The following is an 18,923-nucleotide window of genomic DNA, read 5'->3' on the forward strand; positions in this document are numbered from 1 at the left end:
GAACCGGCCCCCGCTCATCAGGATCAGAAGGCCGCCGTGACCGACAGCCACAGGCGCCGGGGCTCCTGATTATTGGCGTAGAGGTTGGTGTAGGCGACGGCGCCGGTGTTCACATTGCTGACGTAGGAACCGTAGCTGACGAAGTCCTTATCCAGCAGGTTGTAGACGGCGCCGTTGATCGTGACGCGGTCGTTGACGGCGTAGGATCCGCCCAGGTGGAAGACCTCGTAGGCGCGGTAGTCGCCCCAGGTGGCCTTGGCCCGGCTGGTCGATGAATCTTCGGAGCGATAGCGGTCGCTGCGATATTCGCCGCGCAGCCACAGGTTCAGCTGGTCGGTGACGGTCCAGCGGACGGCGGCGTTCAGCATGTGTTCGGGCGTGTCGCTGAGCGGACGACCGGCCTCGGCGCCGCTCTTCTGCTCGGAGTCGGTGTAGGTGTAGTTTCCGGTGAGCGACCAGTCGGGGGCGAAGCCCCAGCGGAACGAGGCCTCGACCCCGCGCGTCACCGCCTCGTCGATGTTGACGGTCTGGCCGAAGGTCTCGACCAGGGGCCAGAAGCCGTAGTCGGCGCAGTCGGGCAGGGCCTGTTCGCCGGCCTGATACTGGGTCTGGGTCAGGCCGAACGAGCAGTTGTTCAGCGCCACGCCGGTGGCGATCTTGTCCTCGAACGCGTTGTTGAAGACGGTCAGATTGGCGCGGAAGTTCGAGCGGTTGTCATAGAAGACGGCCAGTTCCGAACTGGTGCTGGTTTCGGGCTTCAGGCTCGGGGTGCCGACCGTCGGACGGGTGCCCTGGCCGGTGAAGCCGGTGATCCCATCGACGATCTGATCCAGGCGCGGGGTCTTGAAGCCCTGGCTGACGCCGCCCTTCAGGGTCCAGTTCGCCGTCGCGTTCCACACCAGATAGGCGCGCGGGCTGAAATGGGAGCCGAACTGGCTGTGGTCGTCGTGACGGGCGCCCAGGGTCAGGGCCAGGGTGTCGGTGAACCGCCATTCGTCCTCGGCGAACAGGGCCCATTGCTGGTGTTCGTAGGGGGCGACGGCGACCCCGTCGATCATCTCGGCGTCCCAGTACTGGCCGCCGACGGTGAAGGTGTGGTTGCGCCAGGACGAGAACAGTTTTGTGTCGAAAATGGTGTTGGTCGCCGTTAGTTCGCGCGGACCGCCGGCGCCGGGCACGCCGGCCGGGACGATGCGGCCGACCGTTTCACGTTCGCCGCGCGACAGGGTGGACTGCAACTCGCCGAAGGGCAGGCGCCAGTTGTGGGCCAGCACAAATTCCTCCTGGTTGAACTCCAGGTCGGAGGCGTAGCCCTGAATGCCCAATGTGCCCAGCTGACCGGCCGAGTTGTCGTACCACTGGCGGGTCACGTCCACGTCCAGCATCAGGTCGTGGTCGGGGTGGGGCGTCAGGGCCAGGCGGCCGCCCAGCGACCAGATCTCGTTCTCGACCGGGCTGGGGCCGCGCGTGCTGACGACCGCATTGCCGCCGGCGTCGGTCTCATAGGTCAGTTCGGAGGCTTCGCGGGTCTGGTAACGGCCCCGCAGCGCGGCGCCCAGCAGGCCCTCGATCAGCGGGCCCGAGGCGTAGAGGTTGGAGCCGTACAGATTGCCGAACTGGTCGTCGCCCTGAACCGTGGCGTCGGCGGTGACCGAACCGGTCCAGACCGTCCCGACCTTGCGGGTGATGATATTGACCACCCCGCCCATGGCGTCGGAGCCATAGAGGGTGGAGACCGGGCCGCGCACCACCTCGATCCGCTCGATGGAGGACATGGGCGGGATGAAGCTGGTGGAGGTTTCGCCGAAGCCGTTGGGGGTGATGGAGCCGGCGGCGTTCTGGCGACGGCCGTCGATCAGGACCAGGGTGTAGTCGGACGGCATGCCGCGAATGGAGATGTTCAGGCCGCCGGTCTTGCCCGCCGTGGCGCCCACATCCACGCCTTCGACATTGGCCAGGGCCTCGGCCAGGCTCTGATAGCGTTCGCGCTCCAGCTCGGACCGCGACAGGACGCTGATGGAGGCGGGGGCCTGTTCGATCCGCTGTTCGAAACCGGCGGCGGTGACGACGATGTCGTCCAGGGTCGCGGCGGGTTCCGTCTGCCCCGAAGCCTGGGCGAGGGCGGTTCCGGAGGTCAGGCTGAACACGCAGGCCGCGCCGGCCAGAAAGCGGTTGCGGGTCGAAGGTCTCATCACAGGCGTTGCCCCGGTTAATCTTGCGAGCGCCTCTCAACATCATTCTCGATGGGGGCCAAGGGGGGTGTGCGGATGGGTCGCAAGGCGCGAGGCCTCTTGTTGTAAAGGCCTGGCTGCTGGCGCCCGGTGCAGGCCGGGGCTAGAACAGGGCTATGCAGATGTTCGACATCCTGGTCATCGCCGCCATCCTCGCCGTCACGGTGACGCTGGGTCTGGGCCTCTATTCGCTGTTCCGGGGCGGGGACTACGCCCGGAGCCATTCCAACAAGCTGATGCGGTGGCGGGTCGGGCTTCAGGCCGTGGCCGTGCTGATCCTGGTCGGCGGCATGGTGTGGAAGGCGACGCAAGGGGCCTGATCATGGTGACGCTGAACAAGATCTACACCCGCACCGGCGACGACGGGCAGACGCGGCTGGCCTCGGGCGCGCCGGTGTCCAAGGCTGATCCCCGGGTCGAGGCTTACGGCGCGGTGGATGAACTGAACGCCGTCCTGGGCGTGGCTCGGCTGAACAGCGGCCAGAACGACCGGATCGACGCCATGCTGGCCCGGATCCAGAACGAACTGTTCGACCTGGGGGCCGATCTGGCGACGCCGCTGGACCCGCCGCCGGCCTGGGAGGCGCTGCGCATCCTGGACAGCCAGGTCGAGCGGCTGGAGCAGGAAATCGACTGGATGAACGAGAGCCTGAAGCCGCTGGACAGTTTCATCCTGCCCGGCGGCTCGCCCCTGTCGACCCATCTGCACGTGGCCCGGACCGTGTGCCGCCGGGCCGAGCGCGAGGCGGTGCGGCTGGTCGAGGCGGGCGAGGCGGTCAATGGCGCGGCGGTGCGGTATCTGAACCGGCTGTCGGACCATTTGTTCGTGGCTGGGCGGCGGGCGAATGCGAACGGCGCCAACGACGTGAAGTGGAAGCCGGGGGCGACGCGGTAGGGGTTGCGCTCAAAAGTAAGGGCGTCACCTATGCACAGTTAGCGGAAAAGCTTGGCAGCATGGGAATTCACGAGACAGAGCGGAATTTGACGAACAAGATTAGCCGAGGTGGATTCACAGCGGCGTTCTGATTCAATGTCTGACAGCGATCGAGATGAGCAATATCCACTTAGGCGGCTGATTGATCTCATCCTCCTGTTAGCGGCCATCGGTGTCGCCGCACTTTTGTTTCTTGGTTTTCTTGAGCGGGTTGCGTCGGGCCGTGAGGCGATAACTCGCGCCGCCAGCAATGCCTGCGCACAGCGCGATTATGAGGCCTGTCAGGGCAGTTATGCGGATATCAGGGCCGCCAAAGCTAGTGAGGACATGGTTGACCTTAGCGTCTTCCAGTTCTTCGCGGGCATTGTCGGAATCTATTTTGTGGCGAGGACTCTCAATGCCACAAGGGACGCGGTGAAGCAGGCCAACGACGCCGCCGTGGCCGCCGCCACCGCCGTCGATGCGGCGCGCGAGGCTAATAACATCCAACGAGCTGCTATCGCCGCGCAACATCGACCATGGATGGCGCCTCAGAGCATCGAGGTCACCTCCGGTCTTGTTTGGACCGAGCATGGGGAGGGAAGACTTGAATTCGAGTTCAAGTTTCAAAATGTCGGCAATGGGCTAGCACACGGCGTTTTTGTGGACGCCGAACTTCTGGTCGATATGAGTTGTGATCTGGTCGACGAGGTTTCGCGTATTCAAAGCGCCAGCAAGAACATAACCCGCAACTGGGGGATGGTTCGCTTCCCTGGCCAACTTTACACGCAGCGCCATTCGCTCCCCATTTCGGTTGAGGCGTTGGACGCCGCCGGTGCTAAGTTGAAAAAGGCCGGTATTGACGAGTTTAAGGCTCTCTTCGTCATGCTGGTCGGAAGCCTTGGCTATCGGTCCAGCCAAATCGGGGGGGCTCACTCGACCCCATTCGTCTTCATGCTGGAGCGAATGCCGGACGACGCCGGAAACATTGCGTTCCACGTTGGAGAGGACGTCCCGAGAGGCCAAATCCGCCTGAAGGCATGGCCAGTCCAGATTCCCGATCCCGACTAAGGCTGCGGCAAGCGCTCCGATCATCTCACACCCCATATAGGGCGTGAAACATCACCGGATTTGGTGTGTTTGCTACATAATACCGGAGAAGGTGGCCCGTAGGGCCGAATGAGGGGCCGGCGGTGGGCCAACGCGCACCACCTTGCCCCTCACCCTTTCGCGCAAGACCGATCGCTACGCTCTCGGGCGCTCGTACCCTCTCCCGGTGGGAGAGGGTGAACACGATCAGGTCGCCGGTCGGGCCGCAGCCAAGGCCGCCTTCTGGCGGGTGATTTCGGCGGCGCGGGCGCGGTCCTGGGCGGCGAGCTGGTCTTCGATGCGGATCAGTTCGCGGTTCTTTTCGTCCGAGGCCTGGGCGCGGGAGACGCCGTTGGGGCGGCCGGTGATCTGGGCGATGGAAATGGGCTGGGCGCAGATGCGGTTTTCCATGTCGTACCATTTGCCCGCCGCCTCGCAGCGTTCGCCCGGCGCGACCCAATAGGCCTGGACCGCGAAAACCCCCGCCACGGCGACGCCGAACAGGGCGAAGAAGATCATGGCCAGGCGGGGAAAGGTCAGAAAACGCTTCATCTCAGGATCCGTTAGGCGGGTTTTGCACGGGAGCTTGACCCCGCGTTACGTTGACAGGCCTTCGCGACCGCTCCATGTCCTGCCCCTACATTCAGGCGAATTCACGGATAGACCCATGAAGGTTCTCGTCCCCGTCAAACGGGTGATCGACTATAACGTCAAGGCCCGCGTCAAGGCTGACCAGTCCGGCGTCGACTTGGCCAACGTCAAGATGAGCATGAATCCCTTCGACGAAATCGCCGTCGAAGAGGCGGTTCGTCTGAAGGAAGGCAAGGAGCATCACGCCGCCGGCACCGCGACCGAGATCGTCGTGGTCTCCATCGGCGTGACCCAGGCCCAGGAAACCATCCGCACCGCCCTGGCCATGGGCGCGGATCGGGGCATCCTGATCCAGTCGGATGCGGACCTGGAGCCGCTGGCGGTCGCCAAGCTGCTGAAGGCGGTGGTCGAGGAAGAAAAGCCCGACCTGGTGCTGATGGGCAAACAGTCGATCGACGGCGACAACAACGCGGTGGGCCAGATGCTGGCCGCCCTGCTGGATTGGCCCCAGGCGACCTTCGCCGGCAAGCTGGTGGTTGAAGGCGGCAAGGCTACGGTGACGCGCGAGGTCGACGGTGGTCTGCAGACCCTGGCCGCCGAACTGCCGGCGGTGGTGACGGTGGACCTGCGGCTGAACACGCCGCGCTACGCCTCCCTGCCCAACATCATGAAGGCCAAGAAGAAGGAGATCGCCGTCAAGGCGGTCGCCGACTACGGCGTCGATGTCGCCGACCGTCTGAAGGTCCTGAAGGTCACCGAGCCGCCGAAACGGTCGGCCGGCGTCAAGGTGGCCGATGCGGCCGAACTGGTTTCCAAGCTCAAGTCCGTGGGAGCGCTGTAATATGGCTGTCCTCGTCATCGCCGATCACGACGGTTCGACCGTTCGCGACACCACCCACAAGACCGTGACCGCTGCGCTGGGCCTGTCGTCCGACGTGGATGTTCTGGTCGTGGGCCAGGGCGCGCAGGCCGCTGCTGATGCGGCTTCGAAAATCGCCGGCGTCCGCAAGGTGCTGCTGGCCGAGAGCGGCGGCCTGGGCCACGGTCTGGCTGAGGCGGTGACGGACACCGTCCTGCCCCTGGCCGCCGGCTACGACGCCATCCTGACGCCGGCCTCGACCGACGGGAAGAATTTCGCGCCCCGGATCGCCGCCAAGCTGGACGTCGCCCCGATCTCGGACATCATCGAGGTGGTGTCGGCCGATACGTTCGTGCGGCCGATCTACGCCGGCAACGCCCTGGAGACGGTCCAGTCGGCTGACGCCAAGAAGGTGATCACCGTGCGTCCGACGGCCTTCGCCGCGGCCGCCGAGGGCGGTTCCGCCCCGGTCGAGAGCGTCGCCGGCGCCGATGCGCCCAAGACGGCCTTCGTCTCGGAAGAAATGGTCAAGTCGGACCGGCCCGAACTGGGCGCCGCCAAGATCGTGGTCTCGGGCGGTCGCGCCCTGGGCTCGGCGGAGGAGTTCCATGCGGTTATGGAGCCCTTGGCCGACAAGCTGGGCGCCGCCATCGGCGCCTCGCGCGCGGCGGTCGATGCGGGCTATGCGCCGAACGACTATCAGGTCGGCCAGACCGGCAAGGTGGTCGCCCCGGCCCTGTACATCGCCATCGGCATCTCGGGCGCCATCCAGCACCTGGCCGGGATGAAGGAATCCAAGACCATCGTCGCCATCAACAAGGACCCGGACGCCCCGATCTTCCAGGTCGCGGACTATGGCCTGGTCGGCGACTACAAGACCATCGTGCCGGAGCTGATGACCGCCCTGGGTTGAGGCTCGGCGGAATTATCCGATAGGGGAAGGGCGCGACGCCGGACGTCGCGCCCTTCTGCGTTTGCGCAGGACCGAATGGCCCGACTGCCCATCAAGCTACAGCCCGGCGCCTCCAGCGACCGGATAGACGGCTGGGACGTCGACGCCGAGGGGCGGCCCGTGCTGAAGGTGCGGCTGCGCGCCCGGCCGGTGGACGGCGAGGCCAACGCCGCTCTGGTGAAATTCCTCGCCAAGACGCTGGGGGTGTCGAAGTCGTCGGTCGATCTGGCGCGCGGCGGTCAGTCGCGGCTGAAGATGATCGAGGTCGAGGGGCTGGACGAGGCCGAGCTGAAGGCGCGGCTGGACGGGATCATTGCGGCGGGCTGAGCGTTCAGGGCGGAGGCCTTTGCCTGAGGATCGCCCCGATGACCCAAGTTCCGAGTGTTCATGTCCGTTGCGACGCCCGTCGGCGGGGCGTGTGATCATGTTCCACATCGGGCCCGACGTTCGTCACAAACACCCCGGCACGCGCCGCGCGGCGGTCGCCATTCCGGTGGTGCTGGTTCTGTCCCTGATCGCCTGGCTGGGTCTCGCCGCGGTCCTGGGCTGACATAGGGGGATTATCGAGGGAAACGCGCGAAGTCGTCGGTCGTGACCTTGTCCAGTTCCGCGCGATAGCGGGGATAGGCCGGACTGTCGGGTGCGATCAGGCCGAACGTCCCCTCCTCCTGGGGCGAAGGCGTCAGGGGCGAAGGCGTCAGGGCGATCGGCACGGCCGCCGGCACCAGCTGCGAGCCGTTCCCCACCATCAGCGTGGTCAGAATGCCGTACAGCGCCCCCTTGATCGTGGGCCGTCCCAGCACCGCCATCCGGTATTGCCCGTCGACATTGGTGACCAGATAGGTGTGCCCGGACAGGTGGGGGACCGACACGCTGCCGCGCTGTGAAAAGGCGCTGTCCAGCCGCTCGGATTCCGAAAAGGCCAGATGGGATCGCTCGTGGTCCCAGACGATGTCCGTCAGATAGGCGTAGATGTGGTTCGGGTAGCCGAAGGACGGTCTGAGGGTCAGATAGCGGCCTTCCAGCCAGCGCACGGCGCCGCGAGAATAGGATCCCATGGCGTCGGGCGAAGCCGCCGGGAGGTCGATGGGCTGAGAGATCGTCTGGCTTGGCCGTAGCGGCACGCCCAGCGCCTGTTCCAGACGGATGACGGTCGCCAGGGTGAAGGCGCGGCGGCCTGACAGGGCCTTTTCCAGCGTCGAGATGCTGATCCGGGCCATGTCCGCCAGCGCCTGCCGCGACAGGCGCCGCCGCGCCAGTTCCTCGCGCACGCGATGCGATATGCGCTCGGCCTCGGTGTCGATCACGCCATTCCCCGTCCCTGAACCTGTGATGGAATGCGCACATTTCCGCACATGCCGTCAAGTCGCGGACAGGACACGGAAAGCCGGGCGGAAAACGGCGGAGACCGGCCGGGATTTCGCGTGGCTGTGCGCACGGTTCGAGGCCTAGTCAAAAGGCTCCATCAAGGAGCATGGCCCATGAGAACCTCGCCTTTCCGTTCGACCAGTCGAAGGGGCGCCCCGCTGATCGGGGCGGTGTCCCTGCTGCTGATTTCCGTGATGCTGGCGCTCAGTCTGGCTTCGGCCGTCAGCGCACGCCAGGCCCCGCCGACGGGTGAGGTCACCTCCGGCGCCCTGGTGCTGAAGACCCGCGACGGCGCCACGCCCGCCGCCGTGCAACTGGGCACGGACATGGAGGTGACCATCACCGGCCAGACCGCACGGGTGAAGGTCGTCCAGGCGTTTCGGAATACGGGGCGGGACTGGGCCGAGGCCACCTATCTGTATCCGCTGCCCGAGGACGGCGCGGTCGACAGTCTGAAGATGGTGATCGGCCAGCGCGTGATCATCGGGCGGATCGAACGTCGCGAAGCCGCCCGGCGGATCTATGACCAGGCCAAGGCCGAGGGACGCGGGGCCGGACTGGTCGAACAGCAAAGACCGAACCTGTTCACCAATCGCGTGGCCAATATCGGCCCCGGCGAGACGGTTCTGATCGAGATCGAATACCAGGCGCCGGTTCGCCGGACCTCCGGAGAATACAGTTTCCGCCTGCCCCTGGTCGTCGGCCCCCGCTATACGCCCGCCACCGCCCAAGGCGCGCCCGATGTCGCGACCGCCAGGGCCGTCGGCGCGCCGGTTCTGGACCCGCGCCGTCACGCCCCGACCAATCCGGTGTCCATCACCGTGCACCTGAACCCCGGGTTTGCGCCGACGGGCGTCGTCAGCCCCTATCATCCCGTGCGGATCGTGGACGCGCCCGGATCGGGCCGCACCATTTCGCTGACCCAGGCCACCGTTCCCGCTGATCGCGATTTCGAGCTGCGCTGGCGCTCGGCCGAGGCCGATCCGTCGGTCAGCCTGTTCCGGGAGCGCTTGAGGAACCAGGACTATCTGATGGCGGTGATCGAACCCCCGGCTCCAAGTCGTCGTCGTGCGCCGCCGCCGCGTGAACTGATCTTCGTCATCGACAACAGCGGCTCCATGTCGGGCGACTCGATGGACCAGGCCCGCGAAAGCCTGAAGCTGGCCCTGCGCAGCCTGACGCCCGTCGATCGTTTCAATGTGATCCGGTTCGACGACAGCATGACGGAGCTGTTCGACAAGCCGGTCCAGGCCACGCCCGACCAGGTGGCGCTGGCCCTGCGGTTCGCCGGTCAGCTCGAGGCCCAGGGCGGCACCGAGATGCTGCCCGCGCTGAGAGCCGCGCTGGTGGATGATACGCCCCAGGACCGACGCCGCGTGCGCCAGGTCATCTTCCTGACCGACGGCTCGATCAGCAACGAGGACGAGATGCTGAGCGCCCTGGGGTCGGATCGCGGCCGCAGCCGGGTCTTCATGGTCGGGATCGGCAGCGCGCCCAACAGCTTCCTGATGAGCCGGATGGCCGAGGTCGGGCGGGGCGCATACACCCATATCGGCGACACGCGCGAGGTCATCGCCCGGATGTCCGCCCTGCTGGATCGCCTGACCCGTCCGGTCGTGACCGACCTGCGCGTCTATGGCCAGGGCGGAGACGCCGAGTTCACGCCGGTCGATCTGCCGGACCTCTATGAAGGCGAGCCCCTGGTCGTTCTGGGCCGCAGCGGCGACCGGCTTGGTCGGATGACGGTGTCGGGCGTGCTGGACGGTCGCCCGTGGAGCCGTCGGATCGACCTGAGCCAGGCGGTCGAGGGGCGGGGTATCGGCAAGCTCTGGGGCAAGCGCCGGATCACGGACATCGAGGTGGCCAGCCGCCTGGGCCAGATGACCGATGAGGCGGCGGCCGGCGCCATCGCCCAGCTGGGTCTGGATTTCTCGATCGTCACCCGCGAGACCAGCCTGGTCGCCGTCGATCATACGCCCCGCCGCCCGGTAGGCGCGCGCCTCACCGAGGAGGAACTGCCGCTGAACCTGCCCCACGGCTGGGATTTCGACGCCCTGTTCGGCGGGCCGATCGCCGGCGCCGGCGGGGAGGCCGGAGCCGAGGCGGAGGATCCGCTTCAGCCCTTCGCCCTGCCCCAGACCGCCACGGCCTGGGAGCAGACGCTGGGCAGCGGTCTGGTGCTGATGATGATCGCCGGAATGGGTCTGTGGACCTTGCGGCGGCGGAGGGCGGCGTGACCGCCGGGATCGAGACGTTGACGAAAGGACGGCGCCTGACGGGCGCCGTCCCCTTCGCCCTGGTTCTGATGCTGATCTTCGGTCTGGCCCTGGCCGGCCAGGGCCTGATCATTCCCGCCAAGGCCGTCCTGGCGCAGATCCTGATGGAGCGCGCCTTTTCCCGCGCCCTGGAGAGCGGCTCGCCCGTCAAGGCCTGGCCCTGGGCGGATACGGCGCCGGTCGCCCGGATTACCGCGCCACGCCTGGGCGTCAGCGAAATCGTCCTGTCGGGCGGATCGGGCGAAGCCATGGCGTTCGGCCCAACCCACCTGCCGGGAAGCGCGGCCCCGGGCCAGCGCGGCACGGCCGTTTTCGCGGCCCACCGCGACACGCATTTTCGCTTCCTGAAAGATCTGCGCCCAGGCGACGTCATACAGGTCGAAGACATCCACGGCGCGCGAACCTCTTATCGGGTCGAAGGCGGGCATGTCGTCCGCAACGACCAGTTCGGCATCGACCGCCATACGCGGACGCCGATCCTGGCCCTGACCACATGCTGGCCGTTCGATACGGGGGCGCGGGGACCGCTACGCTATGTCGTCATGGCGCGGCGCATATCTTGACGGTCCGCCGCGTGCAGAAATCCAGCCCGCCAAGTCGAGGCGTTCTTCCTGGTGTTGTTGGATTCAAGGAGAGGATGGCGCACCCGAGAGGATTCGAACCTCTGACCCCTGCCTTCGGAGGGCAGTACTCTATCCAGCTGAGCTACGGGTGCGTGGTCGGCGTGACGCCGAAGAGGCCGCTTACAGCAAGCGGCGGGCGGCCTCAATCCCGAATAAGCGCAAGACGGTCGGATGGCTGTCTTCTAACCGCCGCCGGGCTCCTCCCGCCTCAAGCAGCGCGAAGCGCGGTAGGCCCAAAAGAAAGCGCGCCTGCGCCCTATTGCGCGGTCATGCCGCCGTCGATCTTGAACTCGGAGCCCGTGACGAATTTGGATTCGTCGGAGGCGAGATAGAGGACGCAGTAGGCGACGTCGTCGGGTTCGCCGATCCGCTTCAGCGGGATGCCGCGGGTCAGGCGTTCGTGGGCCTTGGCCTCGTCGCCGCCGGCCATGGCGATGAAGGGGTCCAGGATCGGGGTCTTGATGAAGACCGGGTGGACCGAGTTGCAGCGCACGTTCCAGTCGGCCTTGGCCGCCTCGAGCGCCAGGGTCTTGGTGTACATCCAGACGGCGGCCTTGGTGGCGTTATAGGCGCCCATGCCAGGGGCGGCGACCAGGCCGGCGATGGACGAGATATTGATGATCGAGGCCGGGGCGGCGGCGCGCAGATGGGGCATGGCGTATTTGGCGCCCAGCATGATCGAGCGCAGATTGATCTCGTACTGACGCTGCCAGTTGTCGACCGTGTCCTGTTCGACGAAGGCCAGGGGGCCGCCGACGCCGGCGTTGTTGACCAGGACCGACAGGCCGCCCAGGTCGGCGACGGCGGCGGCGATCACCTGTTCCCACTGGGCTTCGCTCGCGACGTCGTGGGCGTAGGCGAAGGCGGCGCCGGGGATTTCGGCGTTGATCCGGGCGGCCAGGGCGGCGACGCGGTCGCCGTCGATGTCGGTGAGGGCGACCAGGGCCCCCTCTCGGGCCAGCATGACGGCCATGGCCTCGCCCAGGCCGCCGGCGGCGCCGGTGATCAGGGCGGTCTTGCCGGCGACGCGGCCGGGGCGGTTGTGGGGGGCGGCCATCAGTCGTGTCCGTTTCCGGGCGTCAGGTCGCCGGTGATGGAGTCGATGAACTGGGCCATCTGCACATCGTGGTCGGTGACCCCGTCGGCGTCGTGCGTCGTCAGCAGGATTTCCACGCGGTTGTAGACGTTGAACCACTCGGGATGATGGCCCATGGCCTCGGCCTGCATCGCCACGCGCGTCATGAAGGCGAAGGCGGCGTTGAAGTCGTGGAACAGGATCGCCTTGACGATGGCGTCGCGACCGTCTTCGCCGGGCTTCCATCCGTCGAGCGCAGCGCAGGCCGCCTTTGCGCCGATGTTGCCGTCCATTCCGCGTCTCCTACTCGATCTCTGTCGATTGATCCTGGCGTAAGGCGCCCGCAGGCGTGCGGCAAGGGTTGGGAACGCACCACCAAGCTTGGGCGTTGAGCTTTCCGTTAAGCGCGACCTTGGGCAATGGCCTGTTGACGCGCCGTGGATGTGGCCAAGGAGATGAGGATGGACAATCTGTGGATCGCCGCCCTCGATCCGGCCGACCGCGAGCGGATCGAACCCCATCTGGAGGAACGCGAGGTGACGCGCGGGCAGATGCTGTACGACGCCGGCGAGGCGGTCGATCAGGTCTGGTTCCCGATCAATGGGGTGGTGTCGCTGATGACCGTCCTGCCCGACGACAAGATGGTCGAGACCGCCGCCATCGGCCGCGAGGGCCTGGTCGGGGTGACCTGCGGCCCGTTCAACGCCCGGGCCGCCAGCCGCGCCATATCCCAGGGCGACGGGGTCGCCGCCGTCTGTTCGGCCGAGGCGTTCGGCGCGGCGCTGGACGAGAGCGAAAGCCTGCGTTCGGCCTTGTCGCGCTTTACCGAAGGCCTGATGGCCCAGGTGCAGCAGGCCGCCGCCTGCAACGCCCAGCACCGGCTGGACGAGCGGCTGGCGCGCTGGCTGCTGATGCTGCACGACCGGGCCGAGGACGACCGGGTCGATCTGACCCAGGCCGACATCGCCGGCATGCTGGGCGTGCGCCGCGCCACCGTGTCCGAGGTCGGGACCGCGCTGGAGGGTAAGAGGCTGATCCAGCGCGGCCGGGGCTGGGTTCGGGTGCTGGACCGCGACGGGCTGGAGGCGGCCTCATGCGGCTGTTACGGCCTGATGCGCGAGGTGATGAAGGAACTGGAGCTGCCCCAGCCTGAAGCCGGGCCGGAAGCCGCCTGATCGCGTGACGGGCGGCTCGTGACGCGCTAGACCCCGGATTATGACCGACGCCTCCTCTCATGGCCCGCATTCGTCGGGCGACCGTTCCTCCTTCGGCTTCCGCGACGTGGATGCGCGCGAGAAGGTGAAGATGGTGCGCGGGGTCTTTGATTCCGTCGCCTCCAGCTATGACGTCATGAACGACCTGATGAGCGTCGGCGTCCACCGCGTCTGGAAGGACATCGCCGCCGCCAAGCTGAATCCCCGGCCCGGCGAGACCATCCTGGACGTGGCCGGCGGCACCGGCGACATGGCGCGGCGCTATTCCAAGATGGCGCGCGCGGCCCAGGAGCGGCGGGGCGGGGACGACGCCAATGTGATCGTGCTGGACTATAACGCCGAGATGATCCTGGCCGGGGTCCACAAGGGCGGCGAGCCGGAGATGAGCTGGTCGGTCGGGGACGCGATGAACCTGCCCCTGCCGGACGCCTCGGTCGACGCCTATTCGATCAGTTTCGGCATCCGCAACGTGGCCCATATCGACAAGGCCCTGGCCGAGGCGCGGCGCGTGCTGAAGCCGGGCGGCCGGTTCCTGTGCCTGGAGTTCTCGCGGCCCACGACCGGGCCGGTGCGCAAACTGTATGACGCCTGGTCCTTCCACGCCATTCCGCGCATCGGCGGCTGGGTGGCCAAGGATCGCGACAGTTATCAGTATCTGGTCGAGAGCATCCGCCGCTTCCCCGACCAGACGGCCTTCAAGGGCCTGATCGAGGACGCCGGCTTCAAGCGCGTCTCGGTGACCAATCTGTCGGGCGGGATCGCCGCCATTCACCACGGGTGGGCGATCTGACCCGGATCTATCGCACGGCCCCGCCGCCGCCCGCCACGGTCGCGGTGCAGAACCCGGTCGCGGCCTTTCTGCGCCTGCTGGGCTGGCTGTGGGTTCTGGCGCGCCATGACGCCCTGATCCCGCGCGAGGCCAATCCCCTGCTGCCCGTCTGGGCCCGACCCTTCGCCCGCGCGGTGCAGATGCTGTCCGGCCGCGACGGACGCCAGGGCCGGCCGGGCCAGAGGCTGGGCAAGGCGTTCGAACATCTGGGGCCGGTGGCGATCAAACTGGGCCAGGTCCTGGCCACCCGCGCCGACATCTTCGGCCTGCAGTTCGCGCGCGACCTGGGCCGGCTGAAGGACGCCCTGCCGCCGTTCTCGATCGAGGAGGCGCGGCGCGAGATCGAGAAGTCCCTGGGTCGGCCGGTCGAGAGCCTGTTCATCGACCTGAGCCCGCCGGTCGCCGCCGCCTCCCTGGCCCAGGCGCACCGGGCGACCCTGGCGGACGGCCGGGCCGTGGCGGTCAAGGTGCTGCGGCCGGGGGTCGAGCGCCGGGTCGCCGACGGGCTGGACGCCATGCGGCTGGGCGCCGCCCTGGTGTATCGGCTGGTTCCCCTGTCGCGCCGGCTGGAGCCCCAGGCCTTCGTCGAGACCATCGCCAACTCCATGGACCTGGAGCTGGACATGCGGCTGGAGGCGGCCGCCGCCAGCGAGATGGCCGATGTCCTGGCCAAGGACGGCTATATGTCCGCCCCCGCCGTCGTCTGGGACGGGGTGGGCAAGCGGGTGCTGACGCTGGAATGGGCCAAGGGCGTGCCCATGACCGATCCGGCCCTGGTCGACCTGCCGGGCCTCGACACCGATCTGCTGGCCGACAATGTGGTGCGGGCCTTCCTGGTTCAGGCCCTGGACCACGGGGTGTTTCACGCCGACCTGCACGAGGGCAATCTGTTCGCCAGCGCCCCGGCCCATGTGACGGCCATCGACTTCGGCATCGTCGGGCGGCTGGGTCCGGCCGAGCGGCGCTATCTGGCCGAGATCCTGTGGGGCTTCATCAGCCGGGATTACGACCGGATCGCCCGGGTCCATTTCGAGGCCGGCTATGTGCCGCCCCACCATTCGGTCGAGACCTTCGCCCAGGCCCTGCGCGCGGTGGGCGAGCCGGTGATCGGCCGCGCCGCCAGCCAGGTGTCGATGGGCCGGTTGCTGGGCCAGCTGTTCGAGATCACCGCCCTGTTCGACATGCGGCTGAGGCCCGAGCTGATCCTGCTGCAAAAGACCATGGTCTCGGTCGAGGGGGTGGCGCGCCGTCTTCAACCCGACCACGACCTGTGGAAGGCCGCCCAGCCGGTGGTCGAACGCTGGATCCGCCGCGAACTGGGGCCCCAGGCCCAGGCTCGCGACGCCCTGAACGAGATGATCGCGGCGGCGCGGGCCATCTCGCGCCTGGTGCAGGACCCGCCGCGTCCGGCGGCGGTGGTCATCGAAAAGTCGGGAACTCCCGCTTGGGTGACGGCTTCAATCACGGTCGCGACAGTCGCGGCCCTGACGGCCCTGGGGCTCTCTGTTTGGCCCTATCTGCACTGACCGGAGCCTTCGCATGAAGACCAAGCTGATCAAGACGGTTCTCGCCGCAGCCCTGTTTGCCGCGCCTGTGCCCGCGCTGGCCCAGGCGGCTGCTGGTTCGGTGCCCAACGCTTTCGATGCGGCGCCTGCCGCCCCCGCCCCTGCTTCGGCTCCCGTCGAGGCCCAGGCGCCGGACATCGCCCGGGCCGAGGCGGCCCTGCGCGGCGTGATCGCGGCGGTTCAGGGCGCGGGCTTCGACTATTCGGTCTTCACCCCCGATCTGGCGACCCGGATGCGCCAGCTGTCGCCCGAGATCAGCCCCCTGATCAAGAGTTTCGGCGCCGTCCGCACGGTCGAGTTCCAGAAGGCCGAGGGCGACGCCCAGCTGTTCCGCGTCACCTTCGACAACAAGGTGACCGAATGGATGATCCTGTTCGATCCCGAGGACCGGATCGCCGGGCTGCGGTTCCGACCCGTCGAAGGCTAGGGCCACGCTAAGGCCAAGCTGATGCGCTAAGCCCTGGAATGACGGCGCTTTTCCCGTCTTCTGGGGTGTCAGACATGAAATATTCCGTCGCCGGCCTCGGCATGATGGCCCTTCTCTCCGCCTGCGCGAGCGGCCCTTCCGGTCATCCGGGCGGCCCCAAAGGCGGCCCGCCGCCGCAGCGGTCGGAGATCTTCGTCAGCCCCTATGGCGAGCTGTTCGTGTCCGAGCCGGGCGATCACTATCCGGTGGCGGCCTGGTTCGCCGACGCCGACGCCGACAGCGACGGTCGCCTGACCGCCGAGGAGTTCGCCGTCGACGGCCAGCGCTGGTTCGGGACTCTGGACCAGGACGGCGACGGGGTGGTCGGCCCGTCGGAGATCTTCGCCTATGAGCGGCTGGTGGACGCCACCTTCGCCGCCCTGGGCGGCGGGATGGAGGGTGGACCGGGTGGTGGTCGGGGCGCCGGTCGGGCCTTTGGTCGGAGCGGCCCGCCCGGCGGCGGCCAGATGAACCTGAACGGCGACCAGCAAGACCCGATGGGCGGCGGAATGGGCGGCATGGGCGGTCAGGAAGGCGGCGCCGCCCCGTCCAAGCCGCGCGCCCAGCCCTATCGCGGCGGGACCGAGCGTCTGGCCCGCGCCGGTCTGCTGTCGGTGCCCCAGCCGGTGCGGGCGGCCGACCGCAACGCCGACCAGAAGATCACGCCCGAGGAATGGACCGCGGCGGGCGAGCGCTGGTTCGTCCTGCTGGACCAGGATCACGACGGGGTCCTGACGCTGGAAAGCCTGCCCAAGACGGTGGTGCAGGGCGGGGCGGGCCAAGGGCGGGGCGGTCGGGGCGGACGTCCGCCCCGCCGTTGATCCAGGCTCGCTAATCCAGAGTCGCTAATCCAGGGCCGCTAATCCAGGTTTGGCCGGCCGCGTCCCGACTTGATCGAGGCGCGGCTGGTCTTGGCCTTCAGCCGGCGCTCCTTGGAGGCCTTGGTCGGGCGGGTCGGGACGCGGAAGACGGGGCGGATCGAGGCCTCGTCCACCATGGCCTGAAGCCGTTCCATCGCGTCGGCGCGATTGCGCTCCTGGGTGCGGTGGCGGACGGCGGTGATCAGGATCACCCCCTCCAGCGTCAGCCGACTGCCGGCCAGCTTCATCAGCCGCTGCTTCACTGGTTCGGTCAGGCTGGGGGAGTTCTTGACGTCGAACCGCATCTGGACGGCGGTCGAGACCTTGTTGACGTTCTGGCCGCCCGGTCCGCCGGCGCGGTAGAAGTGGAACTCCAGCTCGTCCTCGGGGATGGTCGTCATGTCGCGACCCTGCGCGCCTTGACCACGGCCTGGTCCAGGGCCTGAAGAAACCGCGACCGGTCGGCGGCCGAAAACGGCGGCGGGCCGGACGTCGCCACCCCCATCGAGCGCAGATGCTCGCCCACCATCCGCCCCGCCAGGGCCGAGCCGATCGAGTCCGGGGTGAAGGGCTGTCCGTTGGACTTCAGCGCCTGGGCGCCGGCCTTCAGGCAGCGGTCCGCCAGGGGGATGTCGGCGGTGATAACCACATCGCCCACGCCCGCCCGCTCGGCGATCCAGTCGTCGGCCACGTCCGGCCCGGCGTCCACCACCACCTGCTCGATCAGGGCCTCGCGCGGGACCTGCATCCAGCCGTTGGAGACCACATAGGTCTTCAGCCCATAGCGCCGCGCCACGCGATAGACCTCCTCCTTCACCGGGCAGGCGTCGGCGTCGATGTAGAGGGCGGTCGGCATGGGCCTGACCTAGCGCGGACGGGGGCGGGTCGTCGAGGGTGGGGTGAACGGCTGCACATGTGGCCCCGTTCCTCTCTTTCGTCATCCTCGGCCTTGGGCGAGGATCCATACGCCCGGTGCGTCCGTGCCGGGTTCGGTCGGAACAGTTGGTTAGCGGGCGTCCTTCGCGCTATGCGTGGCGTATGACCAAGCTTGGGTTTCTGCGACTGGCTGCTGCTTTAGGGTGCGCAGCATCGGCGACCGCCTATTTTGGTTTTGTGGCAGTCCATCCAAGCGGTGACTCCTGGTGGCGCCTCAATCGCTGGTGGGCCGTGATCTTTCTGGCGCCGGCTCACGTGCTAATTCCTTGGGCGGTGTTCATGGCTGTCGGAATTGGTGTCTTCCTATCGCGTCGAAAATGGGGGGATAGAGCCCTCTTCATGTCGGCGTTATTGGTGGCTGCGCCCGCTATTTGGGTTGTGGTTGACCTGGCGCATGGGGTGGCTACGAGCAGCGGCACATGGTTTTCGAACAACTGGCGAAACAACGTCTCCCTGATCTATGCGGAGTATGCGGTCGGTCTATTCATAGCGTCGGCTTGGACCGGACTGTGTTTGGTGGAGTCCGTGTCACCGAGCTTTCGACAGCAGGCTCGAAACGTCCGTTAAGGGCGCCGGTCTTGCGGACGCACCCCCTCCGTCTCGGCGCTATGCGCCGATCCACCTCCCCCAGAGGGGGAGGAGTGCGAACACTAAGTCCTCCCCCCTTGGGGGAGGTGGCGCGACGCGAAGCGGCGTGACGGTGGGGGCAGGCTAGGCCTTGAGCCGCAACCCTATCGCCTCCAGCACCCCGGCCATGTCCGCCAACACATCCCGCGCCGGTATCCGCAGCACGGCGACGCCTCTCTGGTTCAGCCAGTCGTTGCGGCGGGCGTCATGCCGCGCCTGATCGGGCGTGTCATGGCTGGACCCGTCGATCTCGACCGCCAGCCGGGCCGCGTCGCAGTAGAAGTCGAGGATATAGGGGCCGACCGGATGCTGACGCCGAAATCGCGCGCCGCATAGCCCGCGTTTGCGCAGCGCCTGCCACAGCAGAACCTCGGGAAGGGTCAGGCTGCGGCGGAGTTCGCGGGCACGATCTAAAGTTTTGCGCCGAACATCCATGACGGGAATATGTA

23 protein-coding genes and 1 tRNA gene are annotated in these 18,923 nt (G+C 67.5%); 15 read left to right on the plus strand and 9 right to left on the minus strand.

The window, feature by feature from the left end; genetic code table 11:
• Positions 1-23 precede the first annotated feature (23 nt).
• A complete protein-coding gene (locus ACW17X_RS12055) occupies positions 24-2,192 on the minus strand; it encodes a TonB-dependent receptor domain-containing protein (RefSeq protein WP_492097674.1) in 2,169 nt (722 codons plus the stop codon).
• Between the two features lie 155 nt (positions 2,193-2,347).
• Between ACW17X_RS12055 and ACW17X_RS12060 the strand changes: the two genes are divergently transcribed.
• From ACW17X_RS12060 to ACW17X_RS12075, 4 genes are read left to right on the plus strand one after another with little or no spacing between them, the layout of a single operon-like run.
• Entirely contained in the window at positions 2,348-2,551 is a 204-nt protein-coding gene (locus ACW17X_RS12060; RefSeq protein ID WP_183196873.1) for a twin transmembrane helix small protein, read from the plus strand.
• A gap of 2 nt (positions 2,552-2,553) precedes the next feature.
• Positions 2,554-3,126 carry a cob(I)yrinic acid a,c-diamide adenosyltransferase gene (locus ACW17X_RS12065; protein WP_008261323.1) on the plus strand — a complete coding sequence of 191 codons (573 nt, stop codon included), beginning with the start codon at positions 2,554-2,556 and terminating at the stop codon, positions 3,124-3,126.
• Positions 3,102-3,257 carry a DUF6471 domain-containing protein gene (locus tag ACW17X_RS12070; RefSeq protein WP_492097677.1) on the plus strand — a complete coding sequence of 52 codons (156 nt, stop codon included), beginning with the start codon at positions 3,102-3,104 and terminating at the stop codon, positions 3,255-3,257. The genes ACW17X_RS12065 and ACW17X_RS12070 overlap by 25 nt, the downstream gene beginning before the upstream one ends.
• Positions 3,258-3,261: 4 nt before the next feature.
• Positions 3,262-4,215, plus strand: coding sequence for a hypothetical protein (locus tag ACW17X_RS12075; protein WP_492097679.1), 954 nt, complete (start codon positions 3,262-3,264; stop codon positions 4,213-4,215).
• 225 nt (positions 4,216-4,440) lie between these two features.
• On the opposite strand, the gene ACW17X_RS12080 is transcribed toward ACW17X_RS12075, so the two are convergent.
• A complete protein-coding gene (locus ACW17X_RS12080) occupies positions 4,441-4,785 on the minus strand; it encodes a hypothetical protein (protein ID WP_271164898.1) in 345 nt (114 codons plus the stop codon).
• 115 nt (positions 4,786-4,900) lie between these two features.
• On the opposite strand from ACW17X_RS12080, the gene ACW17X_RS12085 reads away from it, so the two are divergent.
• The 4 genes from ACW17X_RS12085 to ACW17X_RS12100 all read left to right on the plus strand — a co-directional run bounded on the left by ACW17X_RS12085 (position 4,901) and on the right by ACW17X_RS12100 (position 7,185).
• Positions 4,901-5,665: an electron transfer flavoprotein subunit beta/FixA family protein gene (locus ACW17X_RS12085; RefSeq protein ID WP_492097681.1), complete on the plus strand. Its 765-nt coding sequence runs from the start codon at positions 4,901-4,903 to the stop codon at positions 5,663-5,665.
• Position 5,666: 1 nt separating this feature from the next.
• Positions 5,667-6,596 carry an electron transfer flavoprotein subunit alpha/FixB family protein gene (locus ACW17X_RS12090; RefSeq protein ID WP_492097683.1) on the plus strand — a complete coding sequence of 310 codons (930 nt, stop codon included), beginning with the start codon at positions 5,667-5,669 and terminating at the stop codon, positions 6,594-6,596.
• A 75-nt stretch (positions 6,597-6,671) separates the two neighbouring features.
• Positions 6,672-6,962 carry a DUF167 domain-containing protein gene (locus tag ACW17X_RS12095; RefSeq protein WP_492097685.1) on the plus strand — a complete coding sequence of 97 codons (291 nt, stop codon included), beginning with the start codon at positions 6,672-6,674 and terminating at the stop codon, positions 6,960-6,962.
• 97 nt (positions 6,963-7,059) lie between these two features.
• Positions 7,060-7,185 carry a hypothetical protein gene (locus tag ACW17X_RS12100; RefSeq protein WP_492097687.1) on the plus strand — a complete coding sequence of 42 codons (126 nt, stop codon included), beginning with the start codon at positions 7,060-7,062 and terminating at the stop codon, positions 7,183-7,185.
• A gap of 10 nt (positions 7,186-7,195) precedes the next feature.
• On the opposite strand, the gene ACW17X_RS12105 is transcribed toward ACW17X_RS12100, so the two are convergent.
• Positions 7,196-7,942, minus strand: a complete 747-nt coding sequence (locus tag ACW17X_RS12105) for a helix-turn-helix domain-containing protein (RefSeq protein WP_492097689.1) — start codon at positions 7,940-7,942, stop codon at positions 7,196-7,198.
• A gap of 174 nt (positions 7,943-8,116) precedes the next feature.
• Between ACW17X_RS12105 and ACW17X_RS12110 the strand changes: the two genes are divergently transcribed.
• The gene (locus ACW17X_RS12110) at positions 8,117-10,240 is read left to right on the plus strand and encodes a marine proteobacterial sortase target protein (RefSeq protein ID WP_492097691.1); all 2,124 of its coding nucleotides are present in this window, start codon (positions 8,117-8,119) and stop codon (positions 10,238-10,240) included.
• Entirely contained in the window at positions 10,237-10,842 is a 606-nt protein-coding gene (locus tag ACW17X_RS12115; protein WP_492097693.1) for a class GN sortase, read from the plus strand. Before ACW17X_RS12110 ends, ACW17X_RS12115 begins: the two co-directional genes overlap by 4 nt.
• A gap of 75 nt (positions 10,843-10,917) precedes the next feature.
• Here ACW17X_RS12115 and ACW17X_RS12120 read toward each other — a convergent pair.
• The 3 genes from ACW17X_RS12120 to ACW17X_RS12130 form a co-directional block, all read right to left on the minus strand.
• Positions 10,918-10,994 (minus strand) — tRNA-Arg (locus ACW17X_RS12120).
• Between the two features lie 164 nt (positions 10,995-11,158).
• Positions 11,159-11,959, minus strand: coding sequence for an SDR family oxidoreductase (locus ACW17X_RS12125; protein WP_492097695.1), 801 nt, complete (start codon positions 11,957-11,959; stop codon positions 11,159-11,161).
• On the minus strand, positions 11,959-12,270 hold the full coding sequence (locus ACW17X_RS12130; protein WP_492097697.1) for a 4a-hydroxytetrahydrobiopterin dehydratase: 312 nt from the start codon (positions 12,268-12,270) through the stop codon (positions 11,959-11,961). Before ACW17X_RS12130 ends, ACW17X_RS12125 begins: the two co-directional genes overlap by 1 nt.
• 168 nt (positions 12,271-12,438) lie before the next feature.
• On the opposite strand from ACW17X_RS12130, the gene ACW17X_RS12135 reads away from it, so the two are divergent.
• The 5 genes from ACW17X_RS12135 to ACW17X_RS12155 all read left to right on the plus strand — a co-directional run bounded on the left by ACW17X_RS12135 (position 12,439) and on the right by ACW17X_RS12155 (position 16,872).
• Positions 12,439-13,152: a Crp/Fnr family transcriptional regulator gene (locus ACW17X_RS12135; protein WP_492097699.1), complete on the plus strand. Its 714-nt coding sequence runs from the start codon at positions 12,439-12,441 to the stop codon at positions 13,150-13,152.
• A 40-nt stretch (positions 13,153-13,192) separates the two neighbouring features.
• On the plus strand, positions 13,193-13,981 hold the full coding sequence (locus tag ACW17X_RS12140) for a class I SAM-dependent methyltransferase (RefSeq protein WP_492097701.1): 789 nt from the start codon (positions 13,193-13,195) through the stop codon (positions 13,979-13,981).
• Positions 13,969-15,546 (plus strand): 2-polyprenylphenol 6-hydroxylase, encoded by a 1,578-nt coding sequence (ubiB, locus tag ACW17X_RS12145; RefSeq protein WP_492097703.1) that lies wholly within the window; start codon positions 13,969-13,971, stop codon positions 15,544-15,546. Before ACW17X_RS12140 ends, ubiB begins: the two co-directional genes overlap by 13 nt.
• A 13-nt stretch (positions 15,547-15,559) precedes the next feature.
• Positions 15,560-16,012, plus strand: coding sequence for a hypothetical protein (locus ACW17X_RS12150; RefSeq protein ID WP_492097705.1), 453 nt, complete (start codon positions 15,560-15,562; stop codon positions 16,010-16,012).
• 74 nt (positions 16,013-16,086) lie between these two features.
• Positions 16,087-16,872: a hypothetical protein gene (locus ACW17X_RS12155; protein ID WP_492097707.1), complete on the plus strand. Its 786-nt coding sequence runs from the start codon at positions 16,087-16,089 to the stop codon at positions 16,870-16,872.
• A 38-nt stretch (positions 16,873-16,910) separates the two neighbouring features.
• Here the strand turns inward: ACW17X_RS12155 and arfB are convergent, their stop codons facing one another.
• The 3 genes from arfB to ACW17X_RS12170 form a co-directional block, all read right to left on the minus strand.
• Entirely contained in the window at positions 16,911-17,312 is a 402-nt protein-coding gene (arfB, locus tag ACW17X_RS12160; protein ID WP_492097709.1) for an alternative ribosome rescue aminoacyl-tRNA hydrolase ArfB, read from the minus strand.
• Positions 17,309-17,767: a YaiI/YqxD family protein gene (locus ACW17X_RS12165; protein WP_304935340.1), complete on the minus strand. Its 459-nt coding sequence runs from the start codon at positions 17,765-17,767 to the stop codon at positions 17,309-17,311. Before ACW17X_RS12165 ends, arfB begins: the two co-directional genes overlap by 4 nt.
• A gap of 791 nt (positions 17,768-18,558) precedes the next feature.
• Positions 18,559-18,909: an endonuclease domain-containing protein gene (locus ACW17X_RS12170; protein ID WP_492097711.1), complete on the minus strand. Its 351-nt coding sequence runs from the start codon at positions 18,907-18,909 to the stop codon at positions 18,559-18,561.
• Between the last annotated feature and the right edge of the window lie 14 nt (positions 18,910-18,923).

The organism is Brevundimonas sp. FV1ye4L (assembly GCF_058681255.1).

Coding starts and splice junctions, on each gene's coding strand:
- ACW17X_RS12055 (WP_492097674.1), bottom strand. CDS start 2,192: ATGAGACCTTCGACCCGCAACCGCTTTCTGGCCGGCGCGGCCTGCGTG.
- ACW17X_RS12060 (WP_183196873.1), top strand. CDS start 2,348: ATGCAGATGTTCGACATCCTGGTCATCGCCGCCATCCTCGCCGTCACG.
- ACW17X_RS12065 (WP_008261323.1), top strand. CDS start 2,554: ATGGTGACGCTGAACAAGATCTACACCCGCACCGGCGACGACGGGCAG.
- ACW17X_RS12075 (WP_492097679.1), top strand. CDS start 3,262: ATGTCTGACAGCGATCGAGATGAGCAATATCCACTTAGGCGGCTGATT.
- ACW17X_RS12080 (WP_271164898.1), bottom strand. CDS start 4,785: ATGAAGCGTTTTCTGACCTTTCCCCGCCTGGCCATGATCTTCTTCGCC.
- ACW17X_RS12085 (WP_492097681.1), top strand. CDS start 4,901: ATGAAGGTTCTCGTCCCCGTCAAACGGGTGATCGACTATAACGTCAAG.
- ACW17X_RS12090 (WP_492097683.1), top strand. CDS start 5,667: ATGGCTGTCCTCGTCATCGCCGATCACGACGGTTCGACCGTTCGCGAC.
- ACW17X_RS12095 (WP_492097685.1), top strand. CDS start 6,672: ATGGCCCGACTGCCCATCAAGCTACAGCCCGGCGCCTCCAGCGACCGG.
- ACW17X_RS12100 (WP_492097687.1), top strand. CDS start 7,060: ATGTTCCACATCGGGCCCGACGTTCGTCACAAACACCCCGGCACGCGC.
- ACW17X_RS12110 (WP_492097691.1), top strand. CDS start 8,117: ATGAGAACCTCGCCTTTCCGTTCGACCAGTCGAAGGGGCGCCCCGCTG.
- ACW17X_RS12125 (WP_492097695.1), bottom strand. CDS start 11,959: ATGGCCGCCCCCCACAACCGCCCCGGCCGCGTCGCCGGCAAGACCGCC.
- ACW17X_RS12130 (WP_492097697.1), bottom strand. CDS start 12,270: ATGGACGGCAACATCGGCGCAAAGGCGGCCTGCGCTGCGCTCGACGGA.
- ACW17X_RS12135 (WP_492097699.1), top strand. CDS start 12,439: ATGGACAATCTGTGGATCGCCGCCCTCGATCCGGCCGACCGCGAGCGG.
- ACW17X_RS12140 (WP_492097701.1), top strand. CDS start 13,193: ATGACCGACGCCTCCTCTCATGGCCCGCATTCGTCGGGCGACCGTTCC.
- ACW17X_RS12150 (WP_492097705.1), top strand. CDS start 15,560: ATGAAGACCAAGCTGATCAAGACGGTTCTCGCCGCAGCCCTGTTTGCC.
- ACW17X_RS12155 (WP_492097707.1), top strand. CDS start 16,087: ATGAAATATTCCGTCGCCGGCCTCGGCATGATGGCCCTTCTCTCCGCC.
- arfB (WP_492097709.1), bottom strand. CDS start 17,312: ATGACGACCATCCCCGAGGACGAGCTGGAGTTCCACTTCTACCGCGCC.
- ACW17X_RS12165 (WP_304935340.1), bottom strand. CDS start 17,767: ATGCCGACCGCCCTCTACATCGACGCCGACGCCTGCCCGGTGAAGGAG.
- ACW17X_RS12170 (WP_492097711.1), bottom strand. CDS start 18,909: ATGGATGTTCGGCGCAAAACTTTAGATCGTGCCCGCGAACTCCGCCGC.